The organism is Streptomyces sp. MS191, from assembly GCF_008042125.1.
Taxonomy (GTDB): Bacteria; Actinomycetota; Actinomycetes; order Streptomycetales; family Streptomycetaceae; genus Streptomyces.
On the sequence record NZ_RDBI01000035.1, the window covers coordinates 151,358 to 173,124 of the forward strand.

Annotated in this window: 12 protein-coding genes, 1 tRNA gene and 4 pseudogenes; 4 read left to right on the forward strand and 13 right to left on the reverse strand. The window is 72.1% G+C overall.

The genetic code is table 11. The features are described 5' to 3' along the window. Positions 1-88: 88 nt before the first annotated feature. From EAO71_RS05345 to EAO71_RS05375, 6 genes are all read right to left on the reverse strand, one after another. Positions 89-3,349 (reverse strand): DUF4082 domain-containing protein, encoded by a 3,261-nt coding sequence (locus tag EAO71_RS05345; RefSeq protein WP_147976599.1) that lies wholly within the window; start codon positions 3,347-3,349, stop codon positions 89-91. Between the two features lie 62 nt (positions 3,350-3,411). Next, positions 3,412-4,527 carry a DegT/DnrJ/EryC1/StrS family aminotransferase gene (locus EAO71_RS05350; protein WP_147976600.1) on the reverse strand — a complete coding sequence of 372 codons (1,116 nt, stop codon included), beginning with the start codon at positions 4,525-4,527 and terminating at the stop codon, positions 3,412-3,414. Continuing rightward, the gene (locus EAO71_RS05355) at positions 4,524-5,249 is read right to left on the reverse strand and encodes an acetyltransferase (protein ID WP_147976601.1); all 726 of its coding nucleotides are present in this window, start codon (positions 5,247-5,249) and stop codon (positions 4,524-4,526) included. The genes EAO71_RS05350 and EAO71_RS05355 overlap by 4 nt, the downstream gene beginning before the upstream one ends. After that, a complete protein-coding gene (locus tag EAO71_RS38570; RefSeq protein WP_261992010.1) occupies positions 5,246-7,441 on the reverse strand; it encodes an aminotransferase class I/II-fold pyridoxal phosphate-dependent enzyme in 2,196 nt (731 codons plus the stop codon). Before EAO71_RS38570 ends, EAO71_RS05355 begins: the two co-directional genes overlap by 4 nt. Further along, positions 7,438-8,547: a Gfo/Idh/MocA family protein gene (locus EAO71_RS05370; protein WP_261992011.1), complete on the reverse strand. Its 1,110-nt coding sequence runs from the start codon at positions 8,545-8,547 to the stop codon at positions 7,438-7,440. Before EAO71_RS05370 ends, EAO71_RS38570 begins: the two co-directional genes overlap by 4 nt. 16 nt (positions 8,548-8,563) lie before the next feature. Continuing rightward, positions 8,564-10,033: a sugar transferase gene (locus EAO71_RS05375; RefSeq protein WP_147976603.1), complete on the reverse strand. Its 1,470-nt coding sequence runs from the start codon at positions 10,031-10,033 to the stop codon at positions 8,564-8,566. Between the two features lie 350 nt (positions 10,034-10,383). On the opposite strand from EAO71_RS05375, the gene EAO71_RS05380 reads away from it, so the two are divergent. Further along, a complete protein-coding gene (locus EAO71_RS05380; RefSeq protein ID WP_261992012.1) occupies positions 10,384-11,439 on the forward strand; it encodes a glycosyltransferase family 2 protein in 1,056 nt (351 codons plus the stop codon). Between the two features lie 170 nt (positions 11,440-11,609). Further along, positions 11,610-12,434, forward strand: coding sequence for an ABC transporter substrate-binding protein (locus EAO71_RS05385; RefSeq protein ID WP_261992013.1), 825 nt, complete (start codon positions 11,610-11,612; stop codon positions 12,432-12,434). A gap of 56 nt (positions 12,435-12,490) precedes the next feature. Here the strand turns inward: EAO71_RS05385 and EAO71_RS05390 are convergent, their stop codons facing one another. Together EAO71_RS05390 and EAO71_RS05395 are read right to left on the reverse strand one after the other, a co-directional pair. Beyond that, positions 12,491-15,274 (reverse strand): SpoIIE family protein phosphatase, encoded by a 2,784-nt coding sequence (locus EAO71_RS05390; RefSeq protein ID WP_261992014.1) that lies wholly within the window; start codon positions 15,272-15,274, stop codon positions 12,491-12,493. Between the two features lie 180 nt (positions 15,275-15,454). Beyond that, positions 15,455-15,542 (reverse strand) — tRNA-Leu (locus EAO71_RS05395). A 213-nt stretch (positions 15,543-15,755) separates the two neighbouring features. Between EAO71_RS05395 and EAO71_RS05400 the strand changes: the two genes are divergently transcribed. Then, positions 15,756-17,057, forward strand: coding sequence for a DUF2254 domain-containing protein (locus EAO71_RS05400; RefSeq protein WP_147976606.1), 1,302 nt, complete (start codon positions 15,756-15,758; stop codon positions 17,055-17,057). Between the two features lie 52 nt (positions 17,058-17,109). On the opposite strand, the gene EAO71_RS05405 is transcribed toward EAO71_RS05400, so the two are convergent. Both EAO71_RS05405 and EAO71_RS05410 read right to left on the reverse strand, forming a co-directional pair. Further along, on the reverse strand, positions 17,110-18,177 hold the full coding sequence (locus tag EAO71_RS05405; protein WP_147976607.1) for a sugar phosphate isomerase/epimerase family protein: 1,068 nt from the start codon (positions 18,175-18,177) through the stop codon (positions 17,110-17,112). Between the two features lie 64 nt (positions 18,178-18,241). Further along, a pseudogene (locus EAO71_RS05410) lies at positions 18,242-19,051 on the reverse strand (alkaline phosphatase family protein); the annotation flags it as partial. A gap of 1 nt (position 19,052) precedes the next feature. Between EAO71_RS05410 and EAO71_RS05415 the strand changes: the two are divergent. Then, a pseudogene (locus tag EAO71_RS05415) lies at positions 19,053-19,250 on the forward strand (alkaline phosphatase family protein); the annotation flags it as partial. Between the two features lie 3 nt (positions 19,251-19,253). On the opposite strand, the pseudogene EAO71_RS05420 reads toward EAO71_RS05415, so the two are convergent. The 3 genes and pseudogenes from EAO71_RS05420 to EAO71_RS05430 form a co-directional block, all read right to left on the reverse strand. After that, positions 19,254-19,973, reverse strand: a pseudogene (locus tag EAO71_RS05420) (alkaline phosphatase family protein); the annotation flags it as partial. Then, a pseudogene (gene eboE, locus EAO71_RS05425) lies at positions 19,931-20,899 on the reverse strand (metabolite traffic protein EboE); the annotation flags it as partial. The pseudogenes EAO71_RS05420 and eboE, both read right to left, overlap by 43 nt. 13 nt (positions 20,900-20,912) lie before the next feature. Then, positions 20,913-21,761 (reverse strand): TatD family hydrolase, encoded by an 849-nt coding sequence (locus EAO71_RS05430; protein ID WP_147976608.1) that lies wholly within the window; start codon positions 21,759-21,761, stop codon positions 20,913-20,915. Between the last annotated feature and the right edge of the window lie 6 nt (positions 21,762-21,767).

A 21,767-nucleotide genomic window follows, 5' to 3' on the forward strand; every position in this document is an offset into this window, starting at 1 on the left:
GGCCCAATCCCCGGTTTCTGCCGGTGTGTTCGTTACGGACGGGTGCGCCGGGCCGGGTCGTGACGACCCGGCCCGGCGCACCCGGGTGTCAGCCGGCGTCGGTCGTGAAGACCGGGCCGACCCAGTAGTTCGTCGCGTTGTAGGAGCTGGTCGGGAAGCCCGACGTGCTCCCGTACCGGTAGAGGCCGTTGGCACGTCCGCTCGCGTCGGCGAGGGCCGTCAGCGGGTAGGACAGGTGCGCCCCCGCGAAGTAGCCCGCGTCGGCGGCGTAGCGCCCGTTCGGCGCGTGGTACGAGACGATGTAGCGGGTGTTGGCCGTGATCGCGACCGGTGTGGCGAAGGTGAGCGTCTGCCAGCCGGAGGCGGTCTCACCGGTGAAGGTGCCGCTGGCGAGCAGGTCGCCGTCCTCGGTCCACAGGTTGCCGGTGTGCACGCCGGTGTTGCCCGCGCCCTTGTAGAAGGTGACTCCGGTGACCCGGCCGTTCAGGGCCGACTCGAACCGGGTCCCCAGCTCCAGGGGGTTGGTGTCGGCCGTGACCTCGGGCTTGGTGGGCACCGAGTCCGTGCTCCACAGCAGGCACGGGCAGGTGGCCGGCGGCGGGGTGGCGCTCGTGGTGAAGGTCCACGTCACCGGCGCCGCCATCACGTTGCCCCACAGGTCCGCGGCCTGCACGGACGCGGTGTACGTGGTGCCCAGCGCGAGCTGGCTGGAGAGGGTGAAGGCGGCGGTCTTGCCGTCGCTGCTGAGTGCGGCACTGCCCGGGACGGCGGTGTTGCCCGGTCCCTTCACGGTGAACACCAGGGTGCTGCTGTCGATGCTCTGGCTGAAGGTGGCGGACAGCGGCGCGGTGGTCGCCACTCCGGTGGCCCCGACGGCCGGGGTGCGGCCGGTGACCGTGGGCGGGTCGGTGGAGGCCGAGCCGGTCTCCAGGATCGCGTCCACCCAGTAGTTGCTGCCGGACGACGCCGAGGACGGGAAGGCGCTGGTGGAGGTGTAGCGGTAGACGCCGTTGCCGCCGTCGGTACCGGACTTCAGCGCCGTCAGCGGTGCCAGGCCGGCGTCCTTGTCGGCGAAGTAGCCCGCGTCGAAGGAGTAGCCGCCGTTCGGGGCGAAGTAGGAGGCGATGTAGGTGGTGTTCGCCTTGACCGGGACCGGGTTGGCGAACTTCAGCTGCTGCCAGCCGGACGCGGTCTCGTTGGCGAAGGTTCCGGTGGCCAGCAGCTGGCCGCTGCTGCTCCACAGGCTGCCCTTGTGGGTGCCGGTGTTCGCGGCCGACTTGTAGAAGCGGACGCCCGTGATGGAGCCGGGCACGGAGCTGCGGACCTTCACTCCGAGTTCGACGGAGCTGCCGTCGCCGCCGTTGACCTTGGTGGGCGTGGTGGAGGGGGGCCAGACCGTGCAGGGGCACTTCTGCGCCTCGACGGTCAGGGGCACGGTGGTGACGGCGCCCATGTTGACGCTGTCGTCGATCGCGCGGACCTTGATCTGGGCGGGCCCGGTGGTCATCGGGGTCCAGGTGTAGTTCCACGAGGCCGTGCCGTTGGCGGCGTGCCAGGTGGTGCCGCCGTCGGTGGAGACCTCGACCCGGGCGACCACACCGCCGCCGGAGTCGGCCGCGGTGCCCGTGACGGTGACCTGCTGGAGGGCCGAGACGGAGCTGCCCGAGGCCGGGCTGGTGACCGTGACGGCCGGCCCCGTGGTGTCGCCGGAGGCGGAGGCCGCGACGAGGCCGGACTGCAGGGTCTTGGGCTGGATGCCCATGTCGGCGAGGATGTTGACGGTCGCCTGCTGCATCCGCTTGTCCTCGGTCACCACGCCGCCGCCGGGGTCGGCGGTCGGGACGTTGGTCAGACCCCAGGACCACTGCACGGTGCCGGTGCCGAACACCAGGGCGTGCGAGGTCTGGTCGCGGAAGGCGACGAGGCTGTGCGTCGCGGTGCCGTTGCCGTAGTTGTTGCCCCAGTCGAGCAGGTAGGTGCCGTCGGTGACCTCCACGGTGGTGGAGGACATCCGGATCTGGCCGGCCGGACGGCTGGCGTTCTCGACGTCGCTGTCCCACTCGTAACCGAGGGTGCCCGCCGGGAAGGTGGCGACCTGGTTGCCGGTCAGGCCGGCGACCGTGGTGTTCCGCCACAGGCGCATCTTGGAGTACGCGGCGGGCACCGTGATCGCGTCGTTGCGGGGCCCGTTCACCTGGAACAGCGAACCGGTGAGGATGTTCTGCGGCTGGTAGGGCGCGCCTTCCTTGGTGCTGTCCGGGTCGACCCAGGTGCCGGTCCACTCGGGGCTCGGGTCGGGAACGCCGTTGGGCGTGGGGAACTTGAGCTTGGTCTCCTTGTAGCAGACCAGGGTCCGGTCGGCGGTGTTGGTGCCGTCGATGCTGGGCTCGAAGCGCGTCTTCCAGAAGATCTCGTTGCCCGCGAAGTAGGTCTGGTGCTGGCCCGCCTTCCGCGCGTTGAGCACGTTGGTGAACTGCTCCTGGGTCCAGTACTCGTCGTGGCCCTGGGACATGAACATCTTGTGGTTCGGCAGCAGCGAGGCGCCGCGGCCCGCGGTGTCGACGCCGGAGACGTAGCTGGTGTCGTAGCCGTTGCGCTCCAGCCAGGCGATCATCTCGAACTCGGAGCCGTAGATGCCGTTGTCACCGCCGATGTCCATGGGGCGGTTGTAGCTGACCTTGTAGGCGCGTCCGTCGGGCGCGGGGCCCTGGCCGTCGTAGAGGTTCGTCCCGCCCCAGTCGTTGTACGCCTGCCAGGTCTGGTCCGAGGTCTGGACGAGGATGTCGGAGTGGCTGGAGTCGTTGCGCACGACGAAGGGGTAGGGCATGAGGCCGTTGCCGTCGGCCTGGTCGAAGTTGGCGATGTACAGGCCGGAGACGGCGTCGCTCGGCACGGTCCAGGTCGCGGTGGTAGGCCAGTTGCCGCAGTCCATCAGCCCGGTGGGCTGGTTCTTCAGGCAGTCGGCGTGCTTGGTCGTGTAGTTGGCGGGGTAGGTCTGGGCCGCCTGGGCGGCCGTGGACATCAGCCGGGCGCCGTCGCCGCCGTACCAGCCGAGGCGGTAGATCTTGACGTGGTAGGCCGACGGGGACTGGACCTTGAACCCGATGCTCTCCCCGGCCTGGAGGCTCGTCTTCGTGGGGAAGCCGGCGATGTCGCCGTACGAGTTGGCGGCGAACCAGTCGGACATCGGCGTGCCCGGCTTGGAGTTCTCGCACACGATGGGATTACTGCCGGTCCCACAGGGATCGGCGACCGCGCTCGCGCTCCCCACCGGTGGCAGGACGATCGATAGCAATGCCGCGACCAGGGCGAACACGGCGCCCCTGGCCCGACTGAGGTGGTTCTTCATCGCTGTACCTTTCAGGGCAGTACAGGTCCTGGCCTACCGGCCGGGGGTGGTGAGGGTGAGCGTCAGCTCAGTGCGCCCGCCAGCGCATCCACGACCTGCTGCTGCTGGTCGGGGGTGATCTGCGGGAAGAGCGGCAGCGAGAGGATCTCGTCGGCCGCACGTTCGGCGTGCGGGAAGTCCCCGCGACGGTGCCCGAGGGAGCGGTAGGCGGGCGTCAGGTGGACCGGGGTCGGGTAGTGCACGCCCGCGCCGATGCCGCTCGCGTTGAGTTTGCCCACCACCTCGTCCCGGTCGGCCCCGGTGACGCGCACCACGTACAGGTGCCACACGTGCACGTTGCCGTCGACCGTCGTCGGCCGCACGAGGCGGCCCGCGCCGGCGAGCGGCGCGAGCAGGTCGTCGTAGCGCGCGGCGGCCGTCCGCCGGGCCTCGTTCCCGGCGGCCAGCCGGCGCAGCTTCGCGCGCAGGACGACGGCCTGCAGCCCGTCGAGCCGGCTGTTGAACCCGGGCAGGTCGTGCCGGTACTTCTGGACGCCGCCGTGGTTGGCGATCGCCCGTACGACGGCCGCCGCGTCGGGGTCGTCGGTGAGCACCGCACCCGCGTCGCCGTACGCGCCCAGGTTCTTGCCCGGATAGAAGCTGGTCGCGGCGATGCCTCCGCTGCCGGCCTGACGGCCGTCGCGGGTGGCGCCCTGGCTCTGGGCGGCGTCCTCGACGACCCGGACGGAGTCCGGTACGCCGGCCGCCAGCCGCGCGGCGTCGGCGCTCTGCCCGTACAGGTGGACCGGTACCACCGCGCGGGTGGCGGGGCCGACCGCGTCGAGCGCCGCCTGCGTGTCGATCAGCAGGCTGTCGGGGTCGCAGTCGACGAGCACGGGGCGGGCGCCCGTCCGGGCCACGGCACCGGCGGTGGCGATGAAGGTGTTGGCGGGCAGGACGACCTCGTCGCCCGGCCCGACGCCGCTCGCGCGCAGCGCCAGCTCCAGGGCGTCCGTGCCGTTGGCGACGCCGACGCAGTGGGCGACGCCGGCGAATTCGGCGTACTCGCGCTCGAACTCCCGCACCTCCTCGCCGCCGATGAAGGCGGTACCGGCCAGGACGCGGTCGAAGCCCTCCCGGACCTCGTCGGCGACTTCGGAGTGGGCCGCCTTGAGGTCGACCAGCGGTATCTGGTTCATCTGCCCTTCACTTCCCTTGCCTCGGCCTGCTGCGCGAGGCCGTCGGTGTCGTCTGACCGGAGCTGCTCCAGCGCCGCGGGGTTCGCCCCGCGCAGCCGGCGGGCCGGGCTGCCGACCCAGACCTCGCCGGGCGGCACGTCGGCCAGAACGGTGCTTCCCATGCCGACCAGCGACCAGGCGCCGATCGTCGTGTACTCGCGGACCAGGGACCCGGCCCCGAGGTACGCGCCCTGCTCCAGCCGGGCACCGCCGCCGAGCCGGACCCCGGAGGCGAGGGTGCAGTAGTCCCCGACCTCGTCGTCGTGGGTGAGGACGGTCTGCGGCATCACCGCGACATGGCTGCCCACCCGCACCGCGGCGGTGAGGACGGTCTGCGCGAGGATCACCGAGCCCGGGCCCACCGTGCAGCCCGCGGGGACGACGGCGCTGGGGTGCACCACCGTGGCGTAGCGGTCGGCCGGCAGGCCGAGCCGCCGTACCAGGCGGGCCCGCGCGGCGTAGTCGCGCGGGCTGCCGACACAGACCACGAAGGAGGCGTGCGGCAGTTCGCGCGCCAGGTCGCAGCCTCCGAGCACGGGCACGCCGTCCACCTCGACGCCGTGCAGCGCCGGGTCGTCGTCGAGGTGGCCGAGCAGCCGGTGGCCGCCGGCTCCGGCGTCCCGCACGGCCTGGGCGGTCTCCCGTGCGAGACCGCCCGCGCCGATGATGACCAGGTCGTTCACGCGCGGCCCGCCGCTTCCCGCAGCACCTCGACCACCCGGTCCTGCTGGACCTCGGTCATCGTGTGGAACAGCGGCAGGATCAGCGAGTCGCGGCTGATCCGCTCGGTCACCGGGAGGAGTGCCGCCGGATGCCCGGCGTAGGCGGGCTCCAGGTGCGACGCCATGATGCCGCGGCGGGCGGAGATCCCGGCCTCGGCGAGGACGGCGAGGAGCTCGTCGCGGCCCACCGGGAAGTCCTCGGCGAGCAGCACCCAGTAGGACTGGAAGTTGCCCTGGCCGTGGCCGGGGTCGCTGACCGGCCGCAGGCCCGGGATGCCCCGCAGCAGCTCGCCGTAGCGGGCGGCCAGGGCGCGGCGGCGTGCCACCATCGCGTCCAGCCGGCCGAGCTGCACCAGTCCGACCGCGGCCTGGATGTCGGTCATCCGGTAGTTGAAGCCGGTCTCCAGGTAGCTCTCCAGAACGGGCTTCCCGCTCGCGTGGCGTTCGGCGGCGGAGACGTTCATGCCGTGCTCGCGCAGCCGCCGCAGGCGGGCCGCCCAGGCGGCGTCGTCCGTGGTCACCATCCCGCCCTCGCCGGTGGTGAGGAGCTTGCGCGGATGGAAGGACCAGGCGGCGATCAGGGCCCCGTGCCCGACGGACGCGCCGTCGACGGTGGAGCCGATGGCGCAGGCCGCGTCCTCCACCACCGGCAGGTCCCAGCCGGCGCACGCGGCCCGTACGGCCCGGACGTCGGCGGGCACGCCGCCCTGGTGCACCAGGACGACGGCCTTGGTCCGCGGGGTGCGGACCGCGTCCACGGTGTCGGCGGTGAGGTTGCCGGTGTCGAGGTCGACGTCGGCGAAGACGGGCTCCGCGCCGACGTAGCGCACCGCGTTGGCGGTGGCGATGAACGACAGCGACGGGACCACGACCTCGTCGCCCGGCCCCAGGTCGAGGGCGAGCAGGGCGAGGTGCAGGGCCGTCGTGCAGGAGCTGACCGCGACGGCGTGCGCGGCTCCCACCCTCTCGGCGAAGGCGTTCTCGAAGGCGGCGACCCGGGGGCCCTGCGCGACCCAGCCGGACCGTACGGCCTCGGCCGCGGCCTCCGCCTCCTCCTCGCCGAGCCACGGCACCATCACCGGTGTACGGGCGGGGCCGGCGGCCCGGGGCGCGGCGGGTGCCTCCGCCGGCTCGGTCACGGGTGCCGTGACGGCCGGCGCCGGGGCGGTCGCGGTGGCCGGGGCGGACCCGGCGGCACGCTCGGACCGCCACCAGTCGACCAGGTCCTTCAGACCGGTCCGCAGGTCGATCTCCGCCTTGAAGCCGAGGCGCTGCTCGGCCTGCGTGGTGTCCGCGAGCCGGCGGGTCACCCCGTTCACGGCGCGGGCGGGGCCGTGCACCGGCTCCAGGTCGGAGCCCATCACCTCCAGGAGGTTCAGGGCGAGTTCCCGCAGGGACGTCTCGGTCGCGCTCGCGACGTTGAACACCTCGTCGGTGAGGTCCGACTGCGCGGCGAGCAGGTTGGCCCTGGCGATGTCCCGGACGTCGACGAAGTCCATCGTCTGGGTGCCGTCGCCGAGGATCAGCGGCGGCTCGCCGGCCTCGATCCGCTCCATCCAGCGGATGAGGACCTCGGTGTACAGGCCGTGGATGTCCATCCGCGGTCCGTACACGTTGAAGTAGCGCAGCGCCACGTAGTCCAGGCCGTACATGGCGTGGAAGCTGCGCAGCATGCCTTCGTTGAAGGCCTTGGCCGCCCCGTAGAAGGTGTCGTTGTTGTACGGGTGGTGGCGCTCGGTCGTGGGGAAGGTCTCCGCCAGGCCGTAGACCGAGGCGGAGGACGAGGCGATCACCTTGCCCACTCCGGCGGCGGCGGCCGCCTCCAGCACGTTGAACGTGCCGTCCACCATGACCTCGTTGGCGAGCCGGGGCTCCTCCGCGCACTGGGTGATGCGGATGGCGGCGAGGTGGAAGACGAGATCGGCGCCCTCGGTGACCCGGTGGACCGTGGCCGCGTCGCGGATGTCCCCCTCGACGAGGTCGACCACGCCGCTCTCCAGAGCCCGCGCGAGGTTGGCCCGGCGCCCCCGGACGAAGTTGTCGAGGACGACGATCTCCCGCGCGCCCCCCGCCACGAGAAGGTCGGTCACATGGGAGCCGATCGTGCCGGCACCGCCGGTGACCAGGACCTTCTTACCGCGAATATCGCTCAACGCCGTTCCCCCACAGAGTCGTTCACCGTACGAAGGGACCGGCCGGCGCCGGTCCGCAGCCCGACGACCGCGCCGCGGAACTCAAGGCTCCGCGACGCCGCCTCGAGAATGTCCAGGACGCGCAGGCCCGCCCGCCCGTCGGTCAGCGGCGCCCGGCGTTCGCGGATCGCGGCGCCGAACTCGTCCACCATGCTGCGCAGGGCCTCCTTCTCCCCGATCGCGGGCGCGACCATGTCGCCGCTGCGGTAGGAGATGAGCGCCTGGCGCCGCTCGTCCGCGCCGAGTTCCTGCGGGGTCGCCAGGTCGACGCCCCGGTCGAAGACGGCGACCCGCTGGGCCGGGTTCAGGTCGTCCCAGATCAGGGTGCGCTTGGCGCCGCCGACCATGGTGGTGCGCACCTTGGTGGGCGACAGCCAGTTGACGTGCACGTGGGCGATGGCGCCGGTGTTGAGCTGGAGGGTCAGGTAGGCGATGCAGTCCTGGCCCGCGCCGATCGGGTCGGCGCCGTGCGCGGCGACGGCGACCGGCTCCACGTGCTCGGGGAGGATGAAGTCGAGGATCGACAGGTCGTGCGGGGCGAGGTCCCACAGCACGTCGACGTCCTTCTGGACCAGTCCGAGGTTGATCCGGACCGAGTCGACGTAGTGGATCTCGCCCAGTTCGCCCGAGTGCACCAACTCGCGGATCCGGCCCACGGCGGGGGTGTAGCAGTAGGTGTGGTCGCACATCAGGGTCAGGCCGCGCTCCTCGGCCTCGGCGACCAGGCGCGCCCCGTCGGCGTAGGTGGTCGCCAGCGGCTTCTCGACGAGCACGTGCTTGCCGGCGCGCAGCGCGGCCAGGGCGACGTCCAGGTGCGTTCCGGCCGGGGTCGCGACGGCGATGGCGTCCACGGAGGGGTCGGCGAGCACCGCCTCGAAGTCGTCGGTCGCCTGGACGGTGGAGTATCCGCCGAGGACCCGCTGGGCGCGCGTGACGTCCAGGTCGCAGAGCCAGCGCAGCAGGAAGCGGTCGCTGGCCTGGAAGTTGCGCACGAGGTTGGGTCCCCAGTAGCCGGCGCCCACGACCGCGACTCCGAGCCGCCCGTCGGGCCGATCCACGTCCTTCACTTTGTTCCCCTTCATGTCAGTAAGCCCCCGTTCCGCGCATCACGGCGGGGCCGGTGCGCAGCAGAATCGACGCGTCCAGTCCGAGGGACCAGTTGTCGACGTACGCCAGGTCGAGCCGGACCGCCTCGTCCCACGGCAGGTCCGAGCGTCCGCTCACCTGCCACAGTCCGGTGAGCCCCGGTTTGACGAGGAGCCGGCGCCGGACCTCGTGTCCGTAGCCGGCCACCTCGTCGGGCAGCGGCGGGCGCGGCCCGATCAGCGACATCCGGCCGCTCAGCACGTTGATCAGCTGCGGCAGTTCGTCGATCGAGTAGCGGCGGAGCGTGGCGCCCACACGTGTGACGCGCGGATCGTCCCGCACCTTGAACAGCAGGCCGTCGCTGTTGTGGTTGGCGTGCTCCAGCTCCGCCCGGCACGCCTCCGCGTCGGGCCGCATCGTGCGGAACTTCAGCATGGTGAAGTGCTTTCCGTGCAGCCCCACGCGGCTCTGCCGGAACAGCGCCGGCCCGTTGCTGCCGAGCCGGATCGTCACCGCGACCACGCACAGCAGCGGCGCGAGGAGCAGCAGGAGGGTCGCGGCGGCGAGCCGCTCCGCGAACTCCTTGGGCAGCCGGGCGGTCCGCGACAGCCGGGGCGCCCGGACCCGGACCATGGGCACGCCTCCGACCGGCCGGACCGCGACCCGGGCGACGGCCGTCTCGCCCAGGGCGGGGGCCAGCAGGAAGTCGCAGCCCGCGGCGTCGGCGGTCCACGCGAGCCGGCGCAGCTGGGCCGCGTCGATCTCGGAGGTCGGCAGGACCACCAGCGCCGTACCGCCGTGGGCACGGAGCGCCCCGGGCACGTCCGCGACCCCGCCGAGCACCGGAATTCCCAGCTCGGCGACGACCGGCGCGTTCCCCGGGTCGGTCAGGCACACGCCGGCTATGTCGAGGCCCCGCAGGTCGGGACCCATGGGCGCGAAGCCCTGGCCGCGGCGCCAGAGCGCCTCGACCAGTTCGACGGCACAGGCCGAGGACCCGACCAGCACCGCCGTGGTGCGGTGCCGGCCCTGTGCCCAGCGCCGGTGCAGCCAGCGACGCATCACGAACCGGGCGGCCAGGGCCAGCAGGGCCGTCGGCGGAGCCGCCAGGATCATGTCGTGCAGCAGGTCGAGGTCGCCGGCCATCCCCCAGCCGATGGCCGCGGCGAGGGCCGGCAGCACGAGGGCGCCGCGCAGCACCCGCCGGTACAGCTCGCTCCCGGCCCCCAGCGAGCTGTGCTCGTACGCCTGGTGGCCGTACATCATCGCGATCCAGGCCGGTGGCAGTCCGAGGACCACGTGCCAGCGGCCGACCGCCTCCAGGACCAGCAGCGAGGCCGCGGAGGCCGCGACCAGGTCCGCGACCAGCAGGACGATCTGATGTCTCCGTTTCCACCACAGCCGGTGGACGTCGAAGTGTGTGGATTCAACACGATGCCGCTCATGTGTGACCGGCAGGACGGTCATCCATTCCCCCCAAGGGCGCTTCGCGCGTACCCCGTTGAGCCACCCGTGCCCCGTGTCCCGCCCGCGCGAGCGCACAACTCGCGAGGTGGAGGACGGGCATTGATGGCGCGTCGAGGGAACGCGGGTCTTCCGCCTGACCAAACGGTGCGAACCGATCGCAAGAAGCCCCCCCGCGACCGGAGTCCGCACAACGACGCAGAATCCACCCGTCGCGAAAGGTGCTCGCGTCCGCGCGGATCCGGCAGCGCTCAATCTAGAGCAAGTGGGGCAGGTCATGAAGGAGTTGTGGAAAACTCCCACCAAGCGTCAAAGAAACTGTGAGCGTGGCGTGCATTCGTCATACTGGCGCGGTGCCCAGCATCGTGATCCCTGCCCACAACGAAGAGCGCACACTCGGCCGGCTCCTGGACTCGCTCCTGGCCGAGCCGGGCGGTCCTTCCGGGCTCTCCGATCCCTCCGCTTCCGGTGATTCCGCCGCTCCGGCTGCTCCCACCGACGAACCCGGCCGTTCCGGTTCCACCGCCGGCGACCCGTCCGACCCCTCACTCGCACCCGCGGCCCCGGGCCGGGCCTCCGCGGACGACTTCGACATCGTCGTCGTGTGCAACGGCTGCACGGACGACACGGCGGGCGTGGCCGCCGCCCGCGGCGCGCGGGTCCGTGTGGTCGAGATCCCGGTCCCCTCGAAACACGCCGCGCTGCGGGCCGGCGACGAGCACGCGCGCGGCTTCCCCCGGCTGTACGTGGACGCGGACGTGGTCCTCGGAGCGGCCGACGCCCGGGCCCTCGCGGCGGCCCTCGAGGGCCCCGGCGCCAAACTGGCCGCGGCCCCGGAGCGGCATCTGCCGATGACCGGCTGCGGCTGGCGTGTGCGCGCGTACTACCGCGTGTGGCAGCGGTTGCCCGCGGTACGGGAGGGGCTGTTCGGGCGAGGGGTGATCGCGATGTCGGGGGCGGGCCATGCCCGCATCGCCGCACTGCCTCCCCTGATGGCCGACGACCTGGCCGCCTCGCTCGCCTTCGGTCCCGAGGAGCGGACGGTGGTCGACGCGGCCCGCGTCGTGGTGCACCCGCCGCGGACGTGGTCCGACCTGATCCGCCGGCGCGTCCGGGCCGCCACGTCGACGGCGCAGCTGGAGAGCGAGCAGGAGCGTGCGGCACGGAACGAGCCGGCCGCGGACCCCGCACCGCCGGGGGAGGTCGCACCGGGCGGACCGGCGGACCGCCCGTCGGCGCGCACCAGCATGGGCGACCTCCGCGCGCTGCTGCGCGCCGAGCCCCGGCTGCTGCCGTCCGTCCTCGTCTTCGCGGCCGCGGCGATCGCCGCGCGCCGGGGCGCGAAGAAGGCGATCCGGGAGGGCGACTTCCACACCTGGCTGCGCGACGAGAGCAGCCGGCAGGGCTGAGGCGGGCCGGGCGACCCGACCCGGGCCCCATTCTTCCCACGTGGCACGGGCAGTCCTGTGGCTCGGGGTGATTTATGGTGACTCAGGACATATGCCCCCTCACCGGAGGTGCGATGATGCGCGCCGCTGCAGCGATCGCCTCTCTGGCTGTCAGCGTGACGCTCATCGGCGTGACATCGGCTTGCGACGACGGCGGGTCGACGTCGTCGAACGCCCGGTACGGCGACTGTCCGATCTCGGGACGTCACGGGGAGTTCCAGCTCTCACCCAGGACGGCGGGCGCCCTCACGGTCAAGACGACCCTGCCCGCGCCCGGCTGGTGGAACGGCGACACGCCGGACTCGATCGAGAGCGGCTACGAGTACTGCATGGCCGCCAACATCGCCTACCGGTCCGGACTCGACCGGTTGAAGGTGGAGAACGCCCCCTTTCCGGAGGTGGTGTCCGGCCGGACCACGGACTTCGACCTGGCCCTGGCGCAGATCACGATCACCCCGGAGCGGAGCAAGGTCGCCGAGTTCTCCCCGCCCTACCTCTCCTCGACCCTGGGAGTGCTGATCAGGGACGGCGAGAAGATCGACGAGGACAACATCCGTGACGTCCGCATCGGGGTGGCCGAGGGCACCACGGGCGAGGAGTTCGTCGAGAAGCGCCTCAAGCCGACCAAGCCCGTCACCGCCTTCGCCAACGACCCGGCGATGGTCACGGCGCTGGAGGAGGGACGGATCGACGCGGTCGTCCACGACACGACGATTCTGCTGGCGTACCCCCAGAAGCGGGAGGGCAGGGTGCGCCTCGTGGGCCAGTACAGGACCGACCAGGGGTACGGCGCCCTCTACCCGAAGGGGTCGCCGAACAAGGACGAGCTGGACCGGATCATCAGGCAGCTGATCGACGACGGGACACTCACCAAGTTGTCGGCCGTCTATCTCGGGGCCGCCTTCGGCCAGGATCCGGCCAAGATCCCGTACTTCACCGTCGGCGGCGGCTCCTGAAGGCTCCGGACCGCCGCACACCCCGCGGTGTGCGGCGGTCCGGTCTCCGTCCCGCCTCAAAGGTCGGCCATGAGGAGACCGCTCAGGTCCCCCGCCGCTCCGGCGTCGAGCGCCTGCTCAGCCCAGATGATCTTGCCTCGGTCGGTGTACCGGGTCCCCCAGCGGCGGGACAGCTGCGCGACGAGGAACAGACCACGGCCCCCCTCGTCGGTGAAGGTCGCGCGGCGCAGGTGCGGGGAGGTGCTGGTGCCGTCGGCGACCTCGCAGATCAGGCTGTCGCCGTCGCGCAGCAGCCGCAGGCTGATGGGGCTCCCGCCGTACCGGATGGCGTTCGTCACCAGTTCGCTGAGGATCAGCTCGGTCGTGAAGGCCGCCTCGCCGAGCCCCCAGGATTCCAGCTTGCGGGTGCCCTCGGCGCGGATCCAGTGGACAGCCGCGGGGTCGTCCGGCACCTCCCACTCCGCGACCTGGTCGGGGTCGAGCAACCGGGTGCGTGCGACGAGCAGGGCGACGTCGTCACTCGACCTGGTGCGCAGCATCGCGTCGAGGACCGCCCGGCAGGTGTCGTCCGGGGTGGCACCGTGCGTATCGGCGAGCGCCGCCTTCAACATGTCGAGCCCGACGTCGATGTCACGGCCGCGGGCCTCGACCAGGCCGTCGGTGTAGAGGACGAGCCGGCTGTCGGCGGCCAGCCGGAGCACGGCCGTCTCGACCGGCAGGCCTCCTCCCACGCCGAGTGGCGGGGCGACGGGGATGTCGGGGAAGGTCACCGAGCCGTCGGGCGAGACCAGCGCCGGACCGGGATGACCGGCCCGGGCGAGAACACATCGCCCTGAGACCGGATCGTAGACCGCGTACAGGCAGGTGGCTCCGGCGACGGCCTCGGTGTTGCCCTCGGCCGCCGCGTCCTGGTCGATCCGGGTGATCAGGTCGTCCAGGTGCGCGAGCAGTTCGTCCGGAGGGAGGTCCAGGGCGGCGAAGTTGTGCACCGCCGTCCTCAGGCGGCCCATCGTCGCGGCGGCGTGCAGACCGTGTCCGACGACGTCGCCGACCACCAGGGCCACCCGGGCCCCCGGCAGCGGGATGACGTCGTACCAGTCACCGCCCACCCCCGCCTGGGCGGGCAGGTACCGGTGCCCGACCTCCAGCGCGGACAGCTCGGGGAGCGCTCCGGGCAGCAGGCTGCGCTGGAGGGTGACGGCCGTGGTGTGCTCGCGGGTGTACCGGCGCGCGTTGTCGATGCACACGGCGGCCCGGGCGGCGAGTTCCTCGGCGGGAGACAGGTCGTCCGGCTCGAAGGGGTCCTGCTCCGAACGCCAGAACTCCACGACCCCCAGCAACTGGCCTCGGGCCTGGAGCGGCACCGAGATCATGGAGTGGATACCGGATTCGACGACCTTCCGGGCCCACTCCGGGTCCTGGGCCCGCCATCCGTCGGCCGTGGCGAGGTGCGCCACCACCACCGGCCGGCCGGTGGTCAGGCTGACGGCCACGGGACTGCCGGGCGCGTAGCGCATGGGCGTCCCGACCGGATGGAAGGGCGCGTCCTCCCGGATGCCCGCGGCTGCGATGCGGCGCATCTCCGTGCTCGCCCCGGCCGGTTCACCGCCTTGCAGCACCGGCTCCACCAGCTCGACGGTGGCGAAGTCGGCGAAGCGCGGGACCGCCACCTCGGTCAGCTCCTCGGCGGTGCGCTGCATGTCGAGAGTGGTGCCGATCCGGGTGCTGGCCTCGTAGAGCAGTCGCAGGCGCCCGCCCGCCACGTCCGCCCGGCCCGCGAGGGCGCTCAGCTCCGTGGTGTCCCGCAGGGTGGCCACGCTGCCCCCCTGCGGCCCGACGACCGGCCGCACGCTGACCGCGAGCAGGATCTCCCCGGCCAGGAAGACCCGGTCCGTGGCCGCCTGGCCCGATCCCAGCAGCTCGGCCAGGGCCGGGCTCAGCCCGAGTCGGGTGACCGGTCGACCCTCGGCCTCGGGCGGCAGTGCGAGCAGCCGGCGCGCCTCGTCGTTGGCCAGCAGCAGTTTTCCGTCGACGTCCAGGATGATCACGCCTTCACGGACCGCGTGCAGCACCGCGTCGTGGTGCTCGTACATGCGGGTCATCTCCACCGGCCCGAGGCCCCGGGTCTGGCGCCGCAGACGCCCGCTGACCAGCGCCGACCCACCCGCGGCCAGCAGCAGCGCGACACCGCCGGCGGCGAAGATCACCGGCAGCTGGTCCTCCACGACACTGGTCACCTTGTCCACCGTGACGCCCACGGTGACGAGGCCCACCGCGTTCCCCTTCTCGTCGAAGACGGCCACCGTCGAGTCGACCGCCTTCCCCAGGCTGCTGTCGAACGTGGTCTGGTGGGGCTCGCCCTCGAGCGCCTGGCCGTAGGAGGTGGAGACGTGCTTCCCGATCTGGTCCGGGTCCGGGTGGGTCCAACGGAAGCCGTAGGGGCTCAGCGCCACGACGTAGTCGACACCGGTCTTCTTGCGCACCACCTCGGCGTGCGGCTGGAGCGCCGCCGTCGGGTCGTCGCTCTCCATCGCCTCCGCGGTGCCCGGGGCGTTCGCGAACGACTCGGCCGCCACCAGCGACCGGTCGCCGGCTTCCTGGATCGCTCGGTTGCGGTCCTGGAACACGAGCACCACCAGGGCCGTGGCGATGAGCAGCAGGACGACCACCAGCTGCAGCAGGAAGACCTGACCGGCGGCACTGCGCGGGTTCAGCAACGACGGGACACGCCGGCCGGCCGCCGGGTGGCGGGCCTCCGGGCCGGCCTTCGACGACCCGGCCTTCGGCGGCACGCGGCCGCGCCGTCGGCTCGCCGGGGCGAATCGCCCGAGTATGCCCATTTTCTCAGTATCAGTGACCGGCCCGTCGGGCGCGGCTCAGGGCGGACGCAGGCCGGTCCGGGATCCACGGGAACCCGGGCCGTGACACCGATGCCTCCGGGAACGCAAAATTACCGGCGAGTCATATGACTCACCGGTAATTCGTGAACGCGTGGGGAACGATCTCATGATCGTCCCAGCTGGTGTCCGAGGGGGGACTTGAACCCCCACGCCCGATAAAGGGCACTAGCACCTCAAGCTAGCGCGTCTGCCATTCCGCCACCCGGACCAGGTGTCTGCCGCTTTGGGGTGATTCCCGCGGCGACATGGATAACTCTACCAGGGGTTCGAGGTGGCTTTCACCCGCGTTTTCCGTGGTCAGTGCGGTGCGGCGACCCCACCACCCTTGATCACGCACGCGTTGCACCGCCAGACGTACAGAATGTGGCGATTCCCCTACGGAGTGTGCGTTTCTCGGCGTGCGGCCCCCTAGCCTGCCCGGGTGAGCTACTCCGAGTACCGCAGACCCCGGATCCTGACGCCGCTGCGGGAGCACCTGAAGGACACGTTCTGGTTCGCGCCGGTCGCCGCCATGGTCGCCGTCTTCGTGCTGTGGATCGTCGCCGACGAGCTGGACCGGGCCCTCGTCGAGTACCTCCAGAGCGAGCAGGCCTACGACGACGTCGCCGACCTGATCAAGATCGCCGAGGACGCGAAGACGATCGTCACGACGATCAGCTCGGCGATGATGACGTTCATCGGTGTGGTGTTCTCGATCTCCCTGGTCGCCCTCCAGATGGCCAGCGGGCAGCTCAGCCCCCGGGTGGTGCCGATGTTCATCCGGAGCCGGATCACCAAGGCCACCTTCTCCGTCTTCCTGGCGACGTTCCTGCTCTCCCTGCTGGTCCTCGCCTCGTACGAGGGCGAGACCGACCCCGAGCGCGTCTCGGCCGTACCGCTGGTGCAGTCGATCCTGACGCTCCTCATGCTGGGGCTGAGCCTGCTGCTCTTCGTGGCGTACGTGAACACCACGCTTCGGCTGATGCGGGTGGGGCACGTGGTGGACCTGATCACGAACGAGGCGTTCCGGGTCCTGGCGAAGCAGCCCCGGCACGAGGGCGCGGTCGAGGACCTCGGGCCCGCGACGGCGTTCCTCACCCACCGGGGGCGGGCCGGCGTGCTGCGCGACGTGAACGTCGCTCTGCTGGTGCGGGCCGCCCGGCGACACGGGGTGGTGCTGCGGCTGATCCCCCGCATCGGGGACTTCGTCCTGCCGGGTACGCGGATCCTGGCCGTCCACGGCGACGGGCAGGTGCCCCGCCTGCTGTCCTCGGCCGTGTCGGTCGGCATCGAGCGGTCGTTCTACCAGGACCTCTCCTTCGGGCTGCGGCAGCTCTCCGACATCGCGCTGCGGGCGCTCTCCTCCTCGGTGAACGATCCGACGACGGCCGTGCAGTGCCTGGACCGGACCACCCAGTTCCTCGCGGCGCTCGCGGACCGCCCGCTGGGCACGGTCCGCCATCGCGACCGGAAGGGCGCGGTCCGGCTGGTCCAGGACGTGCCGGGGTGGACGGATCTGGTGGACCTGGGGTTCGCCGAGGTCCGGGTCTGCGCGGCGGGCAACCCGCAGGTGATCCGCCGGCTGCTCGCGGGGCTGGACGACCTGCTGTCCCTGGTACCCGCCGAACGCAGGCAGCCGCTCCTGCGGCACCGCACACTCCTGGTGCAGCTGGTGGAGCGCACCGTCCCGGAGCCGGCCGACCGGGACTTCGCCCTGAAGGCCGACCGCCAGGGGATCGGCTGATCCGGGCCGGGGCGCGGGTGGCCCGGGGCCTCCGCGGCCCCGGGCCCTTCGGTCAGCAGTCCTTCTCGCGCAGCGAGTGGAGGTGCGCGCTGGACTTGCGGGCGAAGGCGAAGGACTCGACGGGGTTGTCGTGCTCGGCCTGCCAGTGGTGGGCGTGGCGCCCGTGACGGGTGCGGCTCACTGCGGAGATGAAGCGCTGGTAGTCGATGTCCCCGTCGCCGACGTCCGACATCCGGTAGCCGTCGCGGACGGAGTCGTCGTGCTCGCCGTCCTTGACGTGGAAGAGCGGGTACCGGTGGGGCTGGCGCAGGACGTAGTCCAGCGGGTCGAAGGGGGCGGGGGTGCCGTCGACGCGGCGGGAGAAGCGGAACTGGGCCACGTACGCCCAGTAGATGTCGAGTTCGAGGTGGACGAGTTCGGGGTCGGTCTCGGCGAGCAGGACGTCGTAGAGACGGACGTCGGGGCGGTCGGTGGCGAAGGAGAACTCCTCGGCGTGGTTGTGCTGGTAGAACTTCATGCCGCGCTTCTTCGCCTCGGCGCCGTACCGGTTGAACTCCTCGGCGCAGCGCTTCCAGCCGTCGACGGTGCTGCCGTACCGCCAGGGGCCCGAGGCCGTGCCGATGTGCGGGAGGCCGAGGGCCTGGGCGTCGTCGAGGACCCGGGTGAGGTTCTGGGCGAAGGTGTAGGCGTTCGGGTCGGAGGAGTAGTAGCCGACGTGGCTGCCGATGGCCCGCAGACCGTGGTCGCGGGTGAGGTTCCTGAGCTCGGGCAGGGTGATGGCGCCCGCCGAACCCTGGGTGTAGCCGGCGAACTCGACCTCGTCGTATCCGTACTTCCTGAGCTCGGCGAAGACGGTGTCGAAGCCGAGCGTGGCGACCTTGTCCCGCAGCGAGTAGAGCTGGATGCCCAGACGGCCGGGCGGCAGGACGGCGCGGCCGTGGCCCTTGCCCCGGGTGACGGGGTCGGCCGCGGACGAGGCGGGTCCGGCGGCCGAGGCGGCCGGGGCGGCGGCCGCGAGGATGCCGGCGGCGGTCGCGCCGGCCGCCACGCCGAGCATGGCCCGCCGGCTGAGCTTGTGGGTGAGTTCCGGGTCCACGGACGTACGGGGGATGCGGCTCATCTGTGGATAACTCCTCGTTGTCGGATTCGTCTGCTTCACTGGATTCCGTTGCGCCGGGATCGGGTCAGTGGAGACCGGCGAGTCGGAGCAGCAGGGACTTCACATCGGTGGCCGCGACGCGGCCGCTTACGGCGCGGGGGGTGGAGCACAGGATGAGCGGACCTTCGTCATCGCTCGTGGGGAGGCGGCCATGGCTGCCGCGAATAGGTGAGGGATCGAGCGGCACGACCGCCAGCCGGTAGCGCATGCCGAGCTTCTTGCGGGCGATCGCCGTGGCCGCCTTCACCCGGACGTAGGGGTCGAGCGGGTCCATGAACAGTTCGGCGGGGTCGTAGCCGGGTTTCCGGTGGATCTCGACGAGCTGGGCGAAGTCGGGGGCCTTCGCGTCGTCGAGCCAGTAGTAGTACGTGAACCAGGCGTCGGGCTCGGCGAGGGCGACGAACTCCCCGGAGCGGGGGTGGTCGAGGCCGTGCTCCTTCTTGCCTTCGTCGTCGAGGAGCCGCTCGATGCCGGGGACGCCCTCGAGGGCGTCGCGGACGCGGGCCATCTCCCCGGGATCGCCGTGGTCGCGTACGTAGACGTGTGCGAGCTGGTGGTCGGCGACCGCGAAGGCGCGGGAGGCCATCGGGTCCAGGTACTCCATGCCGTCCTGGGTGTGGACTTCGAGGAGGCCCGCGCGGCGCAGGGCCCGGTTGATGTCGACGGGTCGGCTGACACGGGTGATGCCGTACTCGGACAGGGCGACGACCGTGCGGCCTTCGGCACGGGCGTCGTCGAGGAGCGGGGCGAGGGCGGCGTCGAGTTCGGCGGCCGCGCGGAAGGAGCGGGGGTCGTCGGGGCCGTGGCGCTGGAGGTCGTAGTCGAGGTGGGGGACGTCCGACGCCCTCGGCACGTTCCCCCTCTTCCACTTCTGGGGACCCGGCGCCGACCTCGTCTCCAGCCAGTGGATCATCGACGCCACCCGCCACATCCTGCGCACCCGCCGCCCCGACCTGGCCCTCTGCTACGTCCCCCACCTCGACTACGACCTCCAGCGCCACGGCCCCGACGACCCCCGCTCCTTCCGCGCGGCGCAGGGCCCGGTTGATGTCGACGGGTCGGCTGACACGGGTGATGCCGTACTCGGACAGGGCGACGACCGTGCGGCCTTCGGCACGGGCGTCGTCGAGGAGCGGGGCGAGGGCGGCGTCGAGTTCGGCGGCCGCGCGGAAGGAGCGGGGGTCGTCGGGGCCGTGGCGCTGGAGGTCGTAGTCGAGGTGGGGGACGTAGCAGAGGGCCAGGTCGGGGCGGCGGGTGCGCAGGATGTGGCGGGTGGCGTCGATGATCCACTGGCTGGAGACGAGGTCGGCGCCGGGTCCCCAGAAGTGGAAGAGGGGGAACGTGCCGAGGGCGTCGGTGAGTTCGRCGTGGAGGGCCGGGGGTCGGGTGTAGCAGTCGGGTTCCTTGRGGCCGTCCGCGTAGTAGACGGGACGGGGGGTGACGGTGATGTCGGTGTCGGCGCCCATGGCGTACCACCAGCAGATGTTGGCGACGGTGTAGCCGGGGTGGGCGCGACGGGCCGCGTCCCAGATCCGGTCGCCCGACACGAGTCCGTTGTGCTGGCGCCAGAGCAGGACGTCGCCGAGTTCGCGGAAGTACCAGCCGTTGGCGACGATGCCGTGCTCGGAGGGGAGCGTGCCCGTGAGGAAGGTGGACTGGGCGGTGCAGGTGACGGCCGGCAGGACGGTGGAGAGGAGGGCTTCGGAGCCGGAGCGGGCGAGGGCCTGCAGGCGGGGCATGTGCTGCAGGCGGGGCATGTGACGTGGAAGTGGGCGCGCCAAGGCGCGCCGTCGGGGAGGGCGTCGCCCGCGAGGGCTTCGGCGAGGTCGTCGGTGCCGCGCAGTCCGGCGGAGGTGCGGGTACGGGTCTGGTGGAGGAAGCGGGGCTCGTCGAAGGCGGCGAGTGCGGCGCGCACCACGGGGAGGTGGGGGTGCTCGGCGTGCAGGGCCGCGGAGAGCTGGGCCTTGGGCACGGGGATACCGGCTGCGGCGAGGGCGTCCAGCGCGGTGCGGGGGTCTTCGAAGGAGGTGGCGAGGTGGCAGGTGTCGACGCAGACGCCGATCCGGGGGCTTGCCACGGCGGTGAGCGGGGCGATGGCGTCGGCGGTGGTCTCGACGGTGCAGCCGGGTTCCGGTTCGAGTCCGATCCGGACGGACTTCCCGGTGAGCTCCTCGAGGGCGTCGAGGCGTTCGGCGAGGGTGGTCAGGGCGGCGCGGGCGGTGTCCGCGGCGCGGGAGTCGAAGGGGGTGCGCCAGGCGAGCGGGAGGGTGGAGACGGAGCCTTCGGTGATGTCGTCGGGAAGGAGCGCGGCGAGGAGGCGGGCGAGGTCGGTGGTGTGGGCGAGGCGTTCGGGGCGGGTCCAGTCCGGCTGGTAGACGCGGTACTTGACCGCTTCGGCGCCGAACCCCTCGTAGGGGAAGCCGTTGAGGGTGACGACCTCCAGGCCGCGGCGGTCGGTCTCGGCGCGCAGGCCGCGGAGCGAGACGGGGTCGGTGATGAGGGAGTGGACGGCGTCCCGGGCGAGCCACAGTCCGATGCCGAGGCGGTCGCGGCCGAGGCGGCGGCGGATCGGTTCGCAGTGGTCGCGGAGCTGGGCGAGGACGCCGTCGAGGGTCTCCGCGGGGTGGACGTTGGTGCAGTAGGCGAGGTGGACGGTGGAACCGTCGGGGTGGCGGAAGCGCACGGTTCGGTCCTCCCTACTCGCCGCCGCGCAGGACGGAGTTGCCCTCGTGGGTGGCGTCGGTGGAGGGGAGGTCGAGCCGCAGCCGGCCGCTGAGGCCGTAGAAGGCGACGGGGTTGCGCCAGAGGACCCGGTCGACGTCGTCGTCGGAGAAGCCCGCGGCGAGCATGGCGTCGCCGACCCGGCGGGTCTTGAGGGGGTCGCTGTCGCCCCAGTCGGCGGCCGAGTTGACGAGGACGCGGTCCGGGCCGTGGTCCTTGAGGATGGCGACCATCCGGTCCTCGTCCATCTTGGTGTCGGGGTAGATGGAGAAGCCGAGCCAGGCGCCGCTGTCGGCGGCCTCCTTGACGGTGGTCTCGTTGAGGTGGTCGAGGAGGACGCGGTCGGGCGCGAGGGCCGATTCGCGCACGACGTCGAGGGTGCGGCGCAGGCCGGCGAGCTTGTCGCGGTGCGGGGTGTGGACGAGGGCGGGGAGGTCGTGGTCCGCGGCGAGCTGGAGCTGGGCGGCGAGGGCGTGGTCCTCGGCCGGGGTCATGGAGTCGTAGCCGATCTCGCCGACGGCGACGACGTGGTCCTTGACGAGGTAGCGGGGCAGCGCGTCGAGGACGGGGGTGCAGCGGGGGTCGTTGGCCTCCTTCGGGTTGAGGGCGAGGGTGCAGTGGTGGGCGATGCCGTACTGGGCGGCGCGGAAGGGTTCCCAGCCGAGGAGGGAGTCGAAGTAGTCGAGGAACGAGTCGGGTGAGGTGCGGGGCTGGCCGAGCCAGAAGGAGGGTTCGACCAGGGCGCGGACACCGGCGGCGTACAGGGCGCGGTAGTCGTCCGTGGRGCGCGAGGACATGTGGATGTGGGGGTCGAAGATGCGCATCAGGAC